General features: G+C 73.7%; 11 protein-coding genes. 5 read left to right on the plus strand and 6 right to left on the minus strand.

Annotated features, from left to right (window positions below; translation table 11 throughout):
• Positions 1 to 49 precede the first annotated feature (49 nt).
• The 6 genes from O7633_RS13485 to O7633_RS13510 form a co-directional block, all read right to left on the minus strand.
• The gene (locus O7633_RS13485; protein ID WP_282328072.1) at positions 50 to 1,618 is read right to left on the minus strand and encodes a HAMP domain-containing sensor histidine kinase; all 1,569 of its coding nucleotides are present in this window, start codon (positions 1,616 to 1,618) and stop codon (positions 50 to 52) included.
• Entirely contained in the window at positions 1,615 to 2,316 is a 702-nt protein-coding gene (locus tag O7633_RS13490; RefSeq protein ID WP_043966583.1) for a response regulator transcription factor, read from the minus strand. Before O7633_RS13490 ends, O7633_RS13485 begins: the two co-directional genes overlap by 4 nt.
• Before the next feature lie 96 nt (positions 2,317 to 2,412).
• Positions 2,413 to 3,036: a PadR family transcriptional regulator gene (locus tag O7633_RS13495; protein ID WP_074472715.1), complete on the minus strand. Its 624-nt coding sequence runs from the start codon at positions 3,034 to 3,036 to the stop codon at positions 2,413 to 2,415.
• Positions 3,033 to 3,863, minus strand: coding sequence for a DUF4097 family beta strand repeat-containing protein (locus tag O7633_RS13500; RefSeq protein WP_282328073.1), 831 nt, complete (start codon positions 3,861 to 3,863; stop codon positions 3,033 to 3,035). Before O7633_RS13500 ends, O7633_RS13495 begins: the two co-directional genes overlap by 4 nt.
• Positions 3,864 to 3,966: 103 nt before the next feature.
• Positions 3,967 to 4,959 carry a lysophospholipid acyltransferase family protein gene (locus O7633_RS13505; protein ID WP_282328074.1) on the minus strand — a complete coding sequence of 331 codons (993 nt, stop codon included), beginning with the start codon at positions 4,957 to 4,959 and terminating at the stop codon, positions 3,967 to 3,969.
• The gene (locus O7633_RS13510) at positions 4,956 to 5,873 is read right to left on the minus strand and encodes a GNAT family N-acyltransferase (RefSeq protein ID WP_282328075.1); all 918 of its coding nucleotides are present in this window, start codon (positions 5,871 to 5,873) and stop codon (positions 4,956 to 4,958) included. The genes O7633_RS13505 and O7633_RS13510 overlap by 4 nt, the downstream gene beginning before the upstream one ends.
• A gap of 200 nt (positions 5,874 to 6,073) precedes the next feature.
• On the opposite strand from O7633_RS13510, the gene O7633_RS13515 reads away from it, so the two are divergent.
• The 5 genes from O7633_RS13515 to O7633_RS13535 all read left to right on the plus strand — a co-directional run bounded on the left by O7633_RS13515 (position 6,074) and on the right by O7633_RS13535 (position 13,015).
• Positions 6,074 to 6,730 carry a hypothetical protein gene (locus O7633_RS13515; RefSeq protein WP_282328076.1) on the plus strand — a complete coding sequence of 219 codons (657 nt, stop codon included), beginning with the start codon at positions 6,074 to 6,076 and terminating at the stop codon, positions 6,728 to 6,730.
• 200 nt (positions 6,731 to 6,930) lie between these two features.
• On the plus strand, positions 6,931 to 7,872 hold the full coding sequence (locus O7633_RS13520; RefSeq protein ID WP_278129184.1) for an ATP-binding cassette domain-containing protein: 942 nt from the start codon (positions 6,931 to 6,933) through the stop codon (positions 7,870 to 7,872).
• Positions 7,869 to 8,693 carry an ABC transporter permease gene (locus O7633_RS13525; protein WP_074472710.1) on the plus strand — a complete coding sequence of 275 codons (825 nt, stop codon included), beginning with the start codon at positions 7,869 to 7,871 and terminating at the stop codon, positions 8,691 to 8,693. Before O7633_RS13520 ends, O7633_RS13525 begins: the two co-directional genes overlap by 4 nt.
• Before the next feature lie 270 nt (positions 8,694 to 8,963).
• On the plus strand, positions 8,964 to 12,719 hold the full coding sequence (locus tag O7633_RS13530) for a multifunctional oxoglutarate decarboxylase/oxoglutarate dehydrogenase thiamine pyrophosphate-binding subunit/dihydrolipoyllysine-residue succinyltransferase subunit (protein WP_282328077.1): 3,756 nt from the start codon (positions 8,964 to 8,966) through the stop codon (positions 12,717 to 12,719).
• Positions 12,720 to 12,835: 116 nt separating this feature from the next.
• Positions 12,836 to 13,015, plus strand: a complete 180-nt coding sequence (locus O7633_RS13535; RefSeq protein WP_074472708.1) for a DUF6104 family protein — start codon at positions 12,836 to 12,838, stop codon at positions 13,013 to 13,015.
• The last annotated feature ends 17 nt before the right edge of the window (positions 13,016 to 13,032 follow it).

Here is a 13,032-nt window from a genome sequence, read left to right on the forward strand (position 1 = left end):
CCCATGCCACTGCGACGAGCCTGGAATCCGCCTGGAAGTTCCCTGAAAGTCACTCGCCCGGGTCGTCGCCGCCGTCGGGCAGCAGCGGCACCCGGACCCGGAAGGTCGCTCCCCCGCCCGGCGTCTCGCCGACCTCGACGGTGCCGTGGTGCGCGGCGACCAGCGCCGCCACGATGGCCAGCCCCAGCCCGGTGCTGGTCATCCCGCCGGCCCGCCGGGTGCGGGCCGCGTCGGCCCGGTAGAACCGCTCGAACACCCGCTCGGCCTGCTCCGGGGAGAGCCCCGGGCCGGTGTCGGCCACCTCCACCACCGCCAGGTTCCCCGGCTCGGTACGCAGCCGCAGCGTCACCGAGGCGTCCGGCGGGGTGTGGGTGAGCGCGTTCGTCATCAGGTTGCCGATCACCTGCCGCAACCGGGCGTCGTCGCCCAGCACCACCAGCGGCCCGGAGCCCGGCTCGATCTCCAGCTCGATGCGCCGGTCGGGGGCCACCACCCGGGCGGCCTGCACGGCGTCGCCGGCCAGCAGCGGCAGCTCCACCGGGCCGAGGGCGAGGGGCCGCTCCCGGTCCAGCCGGGCGAGCAGCAGCAGGTCCTCCACCAGCAGCCCCATCCGGGCGGCCTCGTCCTCGATGCGGCGCAGCAGGCCGGCGGTCTCCTCCGGGGCCCGCGCCGCGCCCTGCCGGTACAGCTCGGCGAAGCCGCGGATGGTGGTCAACGGGGTACGCAGCTCGTGCGAGGCGTCCGCGACGAACTGCCGCATCCGCTCCTCCGAGCGGCGGGCCCGCGCCTCGGACGCCTGCGCCGCGGCGGCCGCGTCCCGCGCGCCGGCCTCGGCCGAGCGGGCGGCGATCTCGGACGCCGCGCGGGCGGTGAAGGCGGCCTCGATCTGGGCCAGCATCGTGTTCAGGGCCCGGGACAGCCGCCCCAGCTCCGAGGTCGGGCAGGGCTCGCCGTCCTCCGGGTCGGGCACCCGCCGGGTCAGGTCGCCACCGGCGATGGCGGCGGCGGTGCGCTCGATCTCCACCAGCGGCTTGAGGCTGGTCCGCACGATCGCCGCGCCGATGGACGCGAGCAGGATCAGCACCGCCCCGCCGACCAGCAGGTCTATCCAGACCAGCCGCTTGACCGCCAGGTCGACGTCGGTGAGGTTCTGCGCGATGGCCACCATCTGCCCGTTCGGCAGCTCGGCGTAGATGATCCGCCAGCGCACCCGGCTGTTGCGCGCCGGGACCGACTTGAGCTCGCCGACCCGGGCCGCGAAGCCCTCCGCGTCGGACGGCCAGGCCGGCAGGTCGGCGGTGTGCAGCCGTGGATCGTACTGCGTGACCGTCACCGCCCCGGTCCGCCGGTCGGTGGCCACCAGCAGATAGTCGGTGGGCACGAGCGGCTGCGTGACCTGCTGCCCGGCCTGCGCGGTGAGCAGGGCGGACTCGATGCTCTCCACGGAGGCCCGCAGTTCCCCGTCGACCTGGGCGACCAGGTAGTTGCGCAGGAAGTAGGTGGTCAGGGAGCTGATCACCAACAGGGCCGCGGCGACCAGCGTCAGCACCGCCGCCACCAGCTTCACCCGCAGCGGTACGCTCCGCAGCCGCCCCTTCGCCAGCGCGACGGCGTTCACGCCGCCGGCTTGCGCAGCACGTATCCCACGCCGCGCAGAGTGTGGATCAGCCGGGGCTGGGTGTTGTCGACCTTGCGCCGCAGGTAGGAGATGTAGGACTCGACGATGTTGTCGTCGCCCCGGAAGTCGTAGTTCCACACGTGGTCGAGGATCTGCGCCTTGGACAGCACCCGGTTGGCGTTGAGCATCAGGTAGCGCAGCAGCTTGAACTCGGTGGGCGAGAGCTGCACGCGCTGCCCGGCCCGGTGCACCTCGTGGGTCTCCTCGTCCAGCTCCAGGTCGGCGAAGGTGAGCCGGGAGGGCGTCTGGTCGCCGCTGGCCGTGCGGCGCAGCACGGCGCGGATCCGGGCCGTGAGCTCCTCCAGGCTGAACGGCTTGGTGACGTAGTCGTCGCCGCCCAGGGTCAACCCGCGGATCTTGTCGTCGGTCGCGTCCCGGGCCGTCAGGAAGACCACCGGGGTCCGGGTGCCGCCCTCGCGGAGCATCCGGATGACCTCGAAGCCGTCGAGGTCGGGGAGCATCACGTCGAGGACCACCAGGTCGGGGCGGTGGTCCTTGGCGGCGTGCAGCGCGGCGCTCCCGCTGGTCGCGGTGGCCACGTCGAAGCCGGCGAAGCGGAGGCTCGCGGAGAGCAGTTCGAGGATGTTGGGATCGTCCTCGACGACGAGCAGTCGCGCCTCGGTCTGGGTAGCGGCCATGCCGACCATCATCCGTGACCTCGCTGCGTCGGCGCTGGGCGGTTGCTGGAAACTCCCTGAGAACTCCGGGCCGCCTGCCCGCCGGTCACGGGCCGGCTAGCGCAGCAGCCGGCGCAGCCCGTCCAGGGCGCCGTCGAGGACCCGGATCGCCGCGCGGAGCTGGACGTCGTCGAGCCGGCCCGCCCGCGTCAACGCGTCGACCTCGACGGTGAACGCGGCCAACCGGTCGTCGAGCTCGGCCAGCAGCGGCGAGGAGCCGGCGGGGGCGGCGGACCGCGCCGGGCCCGGGGGCGACGCGGCCTCCCACGGGGTACGGCGGGACTGGCGCGTCCGCCGGGTCGCCTCGCGCAGCTCCCGCTTGAGGTCGCGCACCGACCCGCGTACCTCGGAGCGGATCTCGCCGGCCAGGGCGGAGAGGTCGGCCACCGAGGAGCTGATGTCGGACTCCAGGGTGGCCAGCTCGGCGGCCCGCTGGCGCAGCTCGGCCCGGCCCGCCTCGGTGATGTCGTAGACCTTGCGGCCACCGGCGGCGGTGTGGGTCACCCGCCCCTCCGCCTCCAGCCGCTGGAGCCGGGGGTAGATCGTGCCGGCGCTCGGCGCGTACAGGCCGAGGAAACGGTCCTCCAGCAGCCGGATCAGCTCGTAGCCGTGCTTCGGGCCGTCGTCGAGGAGCTTGAGCAGATAGAGCCGGAGCCGCCCGTGGCTGAACACGGTGGTCACGGCAGCTCCTCGGCGTCGTCGTCGACCGGACGGGCGAGCAGCGCGATGCTGCCGGAGGTCGCGGACGCCCAGAGCCTACCCGCGCCGGTGCCGAGGATCCCCGCGCTGTCCCGCACGCCGCCGGGCCCACTTCCGTCGCGCACCTGCGGGAACCCGCTGGTGATCCGGCCGGCGGTGGTGTGCAGGCGGACGTCGAGGTCGCTGTCCTCGCGGACCCGGACGGTGATCCGGCCGGAGATGGTGCTCAGCCGGATCTCGCCGCCGCGCTGGGCGTCCAGGTCGCAGGTGATCTCGCCGGAGACGGTGTGCGCGCGCACCGTGCCGACGGTGCCGTCGGCGAGGACGACCTCCCCGGAGACGGTCTCCAGGCTCAGGTCCCCGGCCACCCCCAGGGCCTCCACCGGCCCGGAGACGGTCTTCGCGGTGGTGCGGCCCCGCACACCCATCAGGGCGATCTGGCCCGCCGTGACGTCGGCGCGCGTCTCCCGGCTCAGGCCCGAGGCGACCAGCGAGCCGTCGACCAGCCCGAGGTCGGCCAGCACGTCGGCGGGCACGGCGATCGAGACGTCGGCCCGGAAGCGCCGGCCGAGTCGGCCGAGCCACCAGAGCAGCCCGGGCCACCTCGGTCGGCGTTCGTGCCGGACGGTCAGCACCCCGTCGTGCTGCTCGACGAGCACGGGCCGGCTGCTGACCCGGGTGACGTCCACCCGGGCCGGTCCCTCCGTGCCGACGACGGCGAGCCGCCCGGTCACCAGCCGGACGTGCAGGGCGGTGACCGGCTCGTCGAGGGTGAGCCGCTGGGGGCGGTCGACGGTCCACCTGGGCATGGCATCCTCCCGCCGGCGGGCGCGCCCCGGCGGCGCGCTCCTCCGGCGACAGAATAACGCGATACATCGCGACTGAACAAGACTGTCGCGTGTCGGGGACGTGTCAGGCCGCGAGGCCGACCTGCGCGGCGGCGGGGGACGTCGGGCCGACCTGCGTGCCGGCGACCCGAGGCGACCCGGGCGCGAGCGGCGGCACCGGCACGGCGGCCCGGGGCGGGACGGCCGCAGCGGCGACCCGGGGCGGCACGAGGTGGACCGCCGACTCGGCGATCCGGGCGAGCCGTCGCCGGTCCGCGTCCCGCCCGGGGTGCAGCGCCGCGGTCGCCGTCACCGTCACCGTGAGCCCCCGGGTCGCCAGGACCCGCCAGACCGACCGGCCGAGGCTCTCCGCGCCGAGGAACGCGCCGACGGTCGTCGGCCCGCCGGCGGGAGCGGCCGGGAGGCCGGGGGCCGGCGCAGCGGCGGCCAGGTGGTAGCCGATCCGGACCGGGACGACCGGCGCGCCCGCGTCGACCGCCGCCTGGAACACGGCGGGACGGAACCCGCCGCCCGGCCGGCAGCCCACACCCGCGCCGCACCACGTCGTACCCTCGGGAAACACCGCGACCGGGTGACCGGCCCGCAGCGCGGCGGCGACCCGGCGCACGGCGGCGGGCAGCGCCCGGGGGCGCGCGCGGTCCACGAAGAGGGTGCCCACCGCGACGGCCAGCGGCCCGACCAGCGGCCAGCGGCGCACCTCGCGCTTGGCCAGGACCCGGGCCGGCGCCACGGCCAGCAGCGCGAGCACGTCCAGCCACGACGCGTGGTTGGCGACCACGAGCGACGGCCGCCGGGGCAGCCGGCCCCGGACCACCAGCCGCACGCCGCAGGCCCGGGCCGCGCCCCGGGCCCAGCCGCGCAGCGCGGCCCGCCGCTCCCGGGCCGGCAGCACCGGCAGCAGCCCGGCCAGCGCCGCGCCGGCCACCAGCATCAGGAGTACGGCCGCCAGCCGCCCGAGCCGGCGGGCGACCGGCACGGTGGGGGTCTCCCCCGGGCCGGGCAGGCAGTCCGCGTCGCAGCCGGAGACCGGCCGCCAGAGGTCGTGGCGGGCGGTCACCGCCCGCCCCCGTCGCCGAGGAAGTGCCGCAGGTGGCGAGGGCTCATCCGGTCCAGCGAGAAGACCACGTAGAAGTCGGCGACCCGGAAGTCCGGGTCGTACGCCGGCTCGCCGGCCACCCAGGCGCCCAGCCGCAGGTATCCGCGCAGCAGCGGCGGCAGCGCGACCCGCCCGGCCGGGCGCGGACCGCCGGGCGCGGCGGCGGTGGGCGTCGCGGCGGCGTGCGGGGCGGAGGTGTCGGGCCCGGCGGCGGCCTGCCCGGCGCCGACGCGCGACCCGGCGGCGGGCCGCTCAGCGACGCGCGGCCCCGCAGCGGGCGGCCCCGCGGCGGGCGGCTCAGCGGCGCGCGGCTCGGCCAGCCAGGGGCGCAGCGGCCGGACCCGCAGCGGCGGCGGGGCCAGGTGCCGGGCCCGGACCTGCTCCCAGACGCCGGCGGCGAGCAGCCCGCCGTCGTCGACCGGCACGGAGGCGCAGCCACCCAGCCAGCGCGACCCGCGCAGGTGCAGGTAGCGGGTGATGCCGGTCCACATCAGGTTGATCACCGCGCCGGAGCGGTGCGCCGGGTGGACGCAGGACCGACCGGCCTCCACCAGGACGTCCCGCAGCGGGTCGAGCGCGGTGAGGTCGAACTCGGCCTCCGCGTACCGGCGCGGGGTCCGGCCGGGCGGCAGCAGCCGGTACGTCCCGACCACCGCCCCGGTGTGCTCCTCGCGGACGATCAGGTGGTCGCAGTAGGGGTCGAGGTCGTCGGCGTCCAGGCCGGCCGGACCGGGGCGCAGGGTGGCCCCGAGCTCGGTGGCGAAGACCTCGTGGCGCAGTCGCTGCGCGGCCGCGACCTGACGGGGGTCGTCGGCGATCGACACGGTGTATCCGCTGGTCGTCAGGGGAACGCCAGCGACGGGCAGAACAGCCATGAGCTCTGTGTAGGTGTCCCGGATGCCGCGGGCGGGGACGACCGGTGTCGATCCGGTGAACGCCACCGGGCGGACTTCCCCGGCCCGGCCCGGCGGCGGCGGAGGGCGGTGAGAAGGGGACCCTTCTCTACCGCAGGCGTTAACAAGGGGCCCTTCCTTGCCCGGAACCGGGCGTGCGAGGCTGCGCGGAGGAGGTGCGCGTGATCATCCCCGCGAGATTCAACGGGCCGCCCGGGTCGGGCAACGGCGGTTGGTGCGCCGGCGTCTTCGCCGCCGCGTCCGGGCTCGGCGGCACGGTCGAGGTGACGTTGCGGCAGCCGCCACCGCTGGAGACCCCGCTGACCCTCGACGGCGGCGGGGTGCACGACCCGGACGGCCGGCTGATCGCCCAGGTGCGCGGCGTGGACGAGGTTCCGGAGGTGGTGCCCCCGGTGGACGCCGACGCGGCGCGGGCCGCGTCGGCGGCGTACCCGGGCCTGGTGGACCACCCGTTCCCCGGCTGCTTCGTCTGCGGGCCCGGCCGGGCCGACGGGCTGCGGATCTTCCCGGGCCGCCTGCCCGACGGGCGGACCGCCGCGCCGTTCACCGCCCCGGCCGAGGTGGACGCGGCTACGGTATGGGCGGCGCTGGACTGCCCCGGCGGCTGGGCGGTGATCGACGCGGGCCGGCCGTACGTGCTGGGCCGGATGACCGCCGTGCTGGAGGGGCTGCCGACGCCGGGCGACGAGTGCGTGGTGACGGGCGTGGCCGACGGCGTGTGGGGGCGCAAGGCGGTGGTCCGGACCAGCCTGTACGCCCCGGACGGCCGGCTGCTGGGCCGGGCCCTGGCCGCCTGGATCGCCCTGTCGGAGGCGTGACCGGCGGGTCGGAGGGCCGGGCCCCCGGGCGGGGCGCTCTCGTCCCTGGGGAGGACCGGCTCCTGCCTGAGGTGGAGGCGGAGGTAGGTGTCGCGCCTGATTGACCTGGTTGCGCGGCCTTGCCAGGCTGTGCCACGGCGCGTCCGCAACCGCGCCGCACATCTCGGCGCGCTCTCCGCGCCGTGCACGGGAGGAGAAAGATGTCTGACGGGCAGCGAAGCCCCATAACCGGCAGCGGTCAGATCGTGGTGTCCGGCCTGACGAAGCAGTACAAGAACGTCCGGGCGGTCGACAATCTGTCGTTCACGGTCGAACCGGGGCGGGTCACCGGCTTCCTCGGCCCGAACGGCGCCGGCAAGACCACCACGCTGCGTATGCTGCTGAACCTGGTCACCCCGACGGGCGGCACGGCGACCATCGGCGGCCAGCGCTACGCGGACCTGACCGACCCGCTGCGCCACGTCGGCGCGGTGCTGGAGGCGTCCAGCGCGCACAAGGGCCGCACCGGGATCAACCACCTGCGGGTGATCTGCGCGGCGGCCGGCCTGCCGAAGTCGCGCGCCGACGAGGCGCTGGCCCTGGTGGGGCTCACCCCGGCGGCGAAGCGCAAGTTCAAGGGCTACTCGCTGGGCATGAAGCAGCGCCTCGGCATCGCCGCCGCGATGCTCGGCGACCCCCGGGTGCTGATCCTCGACGAGCCGGCGAACGGGCTCGACCCCGAGGGCATCCGGTGGATGCGCGGCTTCCTCAAGGGCCTGGCCCACGAGGGCCGCACGGTGCTGGTCTCCAGCCACCTGCTGTCGGAGATGCAGCTGCTCGCCGACGACGTGGTGATCATCGCGGCCGGCAAGCTGGTCCGGCAGGGGCCGGTCGAGCAGGTGCTGGGCTCGATGGCGCAGGGCGGCGGCCGGGTGCGGGTGCGCACCCCGCAGGCCGACGAGCTGGTCGCGGCGCTGCGCGCGCAGTCGGCGACGGTGGAGACCGGCGAGCACGGCGTGCTGCTGGTCACCGGCGCGGACGCCCCGGCGATCGGCAAGGCCGCGCTGGCCGCCGGTGTGGAGCTGCACGAACTGACCCCGGAACGGCCCGACCTGGAACGGGTCTTCCTGGAGCTGACGGCCGGAAAGGCGGGCATCCGATGAACCTCGTCCGATCCGAGCTGCTCAAGATCCGCACCACCAACACGTGGTGGGTCTTCGCGCTCATCTCGCTGCCGCTGTGGGGCCTCACCGCGCTGATCAACTGGTTGCAGACCGACGCGCTGGCCAGCGGCAACTTCGGCGACGTGCCGGCCGACCAGGCCGACCAGGTGGCGGCCGTGCAGTCCGTGGACAGCCTGGCCGCCAACATCTACACCAACGGGCAGTTCTTCGGGCTGCTCATCGTGATGCTGCTCGGCATCATCGTGGTGACCAGCGAGTTCTTCCACCAGACGGTGACCACCACGTTCCTCACCGTGCCGCACCGCACGGCGGTGATGACGGCGAAGCTGGTCGCGGCGGCCGTGCTGGCGATGCTGTTCTGGCTGGTCACCACGGGGCTCAACCTGGTGCTCGGCGTGCTGGTGCTCAACAGCGTCGACCTCGGCTCCCAGCTCGGCAACGGCGCGGTCTGGACGGCGACGGCGCTCAACGCGCTGGCGTACCTGCTCTGGTCGGTGCTGGGCGTCGGCATCGGCGTGCTGATCCGCAGCCAGATCGGCGCGACGGTGACCGGCATCCTGCTCTACCTGGGCGGCTCGATCGGCGCGGCCATCGCGATCAGCATCCTCGCCGCCCGCTGGGGCGAGTGGATCAACAACCTCCAGGTGCTGGTGCCCTCGCTGGCCTCGTCGCTGATGGTCAGCGGCACCGAGATCCCCGGCAACCCGCCGCGCTGGGCGGGCGCGGCGGTGCTGATCGGGTACGCCGTGGTGACCGGCATGATCGGCACCCTCACCATGCGGCGGCGGGACATCTCCTGACCCCTCGCGGGTGGCCGGCGCCCGGCCCCGGAGCGTGATCGCAGGATCGCGCCCGGGGCCGGCTCCGTTCCGGGCCGGAGTCAACGGGACACGCGGCGCTGACCGAACTTGTGTCATCTTCTGTGAAACCGACCACGCGCCCGAGCCGGAAATGCCTAGCGTATTCGTACGGCGTAGCCTGGGAGCCGTCCCCCGTCCGCCCCTCGCATTCGGGGCGTCGGAGGACACCGCGTGACACACAAACCCGCGTGAAAGAGGCGATTACCGGCCGTGTCGACCCAGCAGACTTCGCAGGAGAACCCACTGGCGGGTTTCGGCCCTAACGAGTGGCTCGTCGAGGAGATGTACCAGCGTTACCTCGCCGACCCGAGCAGCGTCGATTCGGCCTGGCACGACTTCTTCGCCGACTACCGCCCCGCGCCGGGCGCCGCCACGACACGCCCGGACGGCCAGGCCGCCAAGGCCGCGCCGGAGCCGGCCGGGCAGCAGGAGGCCGCCGCCACCGTCGCCCAGCCGGCGGCGCAGGCCGCGCCGGCCCCCGCGAAGGCCCCCGCGCCGAAGGCGTCCGCGGCCGGGGCGCAGCCGACGGTGAAGCCCGCCACGAAGCCGACGCCCGCCAGGGCCACGAAGGCCGAGCCGGCCGCGAAGGCGGCCGCGAAGCCGACGGTGACCGGCCCGCAGACCACCCCGCTGCGCGGCGTCGCCGCGAAGATCGTCCAGAACATGGACGCCTCGCTGGGCGTGCCGACCGCGACGAGCGTGCGCGCCGTCCCGGCGAAGCTGCTGGTGGACAACCGCATCGTGATCAACAACCACCTCGCCCGGGGGCGCGGCGGCAAGGTCAGCTTCACCCACCTGATCGGTTACGCGATGGTCCGGGCGCTCGTCGAGCACCCGGAGATGAACAACTCCTTCGCCGAGGTCGACGGCAAGCCGGCGATGGTCCGCCCCGAGCACGTCAACCTGGGCATCGCGATCGACCTGGCCAAGCCCGACGGCAGCCGCAACCTGGTGGTGCCGTCCATCAAGGGCTGCGAGACGATGGACTTCCGGCAGTTCTGGCAGGCGTACGAGGACGTGGTCCGGCGCGCCCGCCGCAACGAGCTGACCATGGAGGACTACTCGGGCACCACGATCTCGCTGACCAACCCGGGCGGCATCGGCACGGTGCACTCGATCCCGCGCCTGATGACGGGGCAGAGCGCCATCATCGGCGTCGGCGCGATGGAGTACCCGGCGCCCTACCAGGGGATGAGCGAGGCCACCCTCGCCGAGCTGGCCGTCAGCAAGATCATCACGCTGACCAGCACGTACGACCACCGGATCATCCAGGGCGCGCAGTCCGGCGAGTTCCTCAAGGTCATGCACGAGCTGCTGCTCGGCGGGCACGGCTTCTACGACCAGATCTTCACCTCGCTGCGCATCCCGTACGAGCCGGTGCGCTGGATGCAGGACGTGGCCGTCAACTCCGAGGGCCAGATCAACAAGACCGCGCGGGTGCACGAGCTGATCCACGCGTACCGGGTGCGCGGTCACCTGATGGCCGACACCGACCCGCTGGAATTCAAGATCCGCAAGCACCCCGACCTGGACGTCCTCCAGCACGGGCTGACCCTGTGGGACCTGGACCGGGTCTTCCCGGTCAACGGCTTCGCCGGCAAGCAGCGGATGAAGCTGCGCGACATCCTCGGCGTCCTGCGCGACTCCTACTGCCGCCGGGTCGGCGTGGAGTACATGCACATCCAGGACCCGGAGGAGCGGCGCTGGATCCAGGAGCGGATCGAGCGCAAATACGAGAAGCCCACCTCCGACGAGCAGAAGCACGTGCTCAACCGGCTCAACGCCGCCGAGGCGTTCGAGACCTTCCTCCAGACGAAGTACGTGGGCCAGAAGCGCTTCTCGCTGGAGGGCGGCGAGTCGCTGATCCCGCTGCTCGGCGAGGTGCTGGAGTCCTCCGCCGAGGCGGGGCTCGACGAGGTCGTCATCGGCATGGCCCACCGGGGCCGGCTCAACGTGCTGGCCAACATCGTCGGCAAGCCGTACGAGAAGATCTTCTCGGAGTTCGAGGGGCACCTCGACCCGCGCTCGACGCAGGGCTCGGGCGACGTGAAATACCACCTCGGCCAGAACGGCAAGTTCACCACCCCCGACGGCGAGCACTCCGTCAAGGTGTCGGTGGTGGCCAACCCGTCGCACCTGGAGGCCGTCGACCCGGTGCTGGAGGGCATCGTCCGGGCCAAGCAGGACCGGATCGACCTCAAGCTGGAGGGCTACACCGTGCTGCCGCTGGCGGTGCACGGTGACGCCGCCTTCGCCGGGCAGGGCGTGGTCGCCGAGACGCTCAACCTGTCGCAGCTGCGCGGCTACCGCACCGGCGGCACGGTGCACGTGGTGGTCAACAACCAGGTGGGCTTCACCACCGCCCCCGAGCACTCCCGGTCCAGCCTCTACAGCACCGACGTGGCCCGGATGATCGAGGCCCCGATCCTGCACGTCAACGGCGACGACCCCGAGGCCGTGGTCCGGGTCGCCCGGCTGGCGTTCGAATACCGGCAGGCGTTCAACAAGGACGTCGTGATCGACATGGTCTGCTACCGCCGGCGCGGCCACAACGAGGGCGACGACCCCTCGATGTCCAACCCGCAGATGTACAAGATCATTGACTCGAAGCGGTCGGTCCGCAAGCTCTACACCGAGGAGCTGATCGGCCGGGGCGACATCACCGTGGAGGACGCGGAGGAGCTGCTGCGCGACTACCAGGCGCAGCTGGAGCGGGTCTTCAAGGCCACCCGGGACGCCGCCTCCGCGCCGAAGCAGGCGGCCCGGCCGCGCCGCGAGGACGAGCCGGAGCCGCAGGTGGCGACCGCCACGACGGCCGAGGTCGTCAAGGCCGTCGGCGAGGCGCACACCACCCTGCCGGAGGGCTTCACCCCGCACAAGCGGATCCAGCAGCTACTCGACCGGCGGGCCAAGATGTCCGTCGAGGGCAACATCGACTGGGGGTACGGCGAGATCATCGCGTTCGGCGCGCTGCTGCACGGCGGGGTCACCGTCCGGCTCGCCGGGCAGGACTCCCGCCGGGGCACGTTCGTGCAGCGGCACGCCTCGGTGGTAGACGCCCGCACCGGCGACGACTACCTGCCGCTGAAGTCGCTCACCGCCGACGGCGAGCGGTCCCGGTTCTTCGTGCACGACTCCCTGCTGTCGGAGTACGCGGCGATGGGCTTCGAGTACGGCTACTCGGTGGAGAACGTCAACGCGCTGGTCTGCTGGGAGGCCCAGTTCGGCGACTTCGTCAACGGCGCGCAGTCGGTGATCGACGAGTTCATCTCCTCCGGCGAGGTGAAGTGGGGCCAGCGCTCCGCCGTCACCCTGCTGCTGCCGCACGGCCACGAGGGCCAGGGCCCGGACCACACGTCCGGCCGCCCCGAGCGGTTCCTCCAGCTCTGCGCCGAGGACAACATGCGGGTGGCCATGCCGACCACCCCGGCGAACTACTTCCACCTGCTGCGCCGCCAGGCCCTGTCGCCGAAGCGCAAGCCGCTGGTGGTGTTCACGCCGAAGTCGCTGCTGCGGCACAAGCTCTGCGTGTCGGGCGTGGAGGACTTCACCACGGGCACCTTCGCCCCGGTGCTGGCCGACACCGCCGCCCCGCCCGCCGGGCAGGTGAAGCGGGTGCTGCTCTGCTCGGGCAAGGTCTACTACGACCTGTTCCAGGCCCGGGCCGAGCGCGGCGTCACCGACACCGCGATCGTCCGGATGGAGCAGCTCTACCCGCTGCCCGTCGAGGAGATCCGGGCCGCCCTGGCGCAGTACCCGAACGCCGAGGACTTCGCCTGGGTGCAGGAGGAGCCGGCCAACCAGGGCGCGTGGAGCTTCGTCGCGCTCAACCTGCTGGAGCACCTCAGCGAGGTCCGGCTGCGCCGCATCTCCCGCCCCGCCGCCGCCGCGCCGGCCGTCGGTTCGGCGAAGATGCACGAGGTCGAGCAGCACAAGCTGATCGAGGCGGCCCTGCCCCGCCCGTGACCTGACCGCACCGCCGCGCGCCGGGGCAGCGACCGTCACCACGACGGGCGCTGCCCCGCTCGCATCCCTGACCGCACGACCCGGCCCCGGGCCGGCACAACCGATGAGGACGCACGATGTACTTCACCGACCGTGGCATCGAGGAACTGGTCGAGCGGCGGGGCGAGGAGCAGGTGAGCGTGGAGTGGCTGGGCGAGCGCCTGCGCGACTTCGTGGACCTGAACCCCGAGTTCGAGACGCCGATCGAGCGCTTCGCCACCTGGCTCGCCCGGTTGGACGACGAAGACGACGACTGACGGCGACTGGCTGCGGC

The organism is Micromonospora sp. WMMD712 (genome assembly GCF_029581295.1).
GTDB classification, from domain to species: Bacteria; Actinomycetota; Actinomycetes; order Mycobacteriales; family Micromonosporaceae; genus Micromonospora; species Micromonospora carbonacea.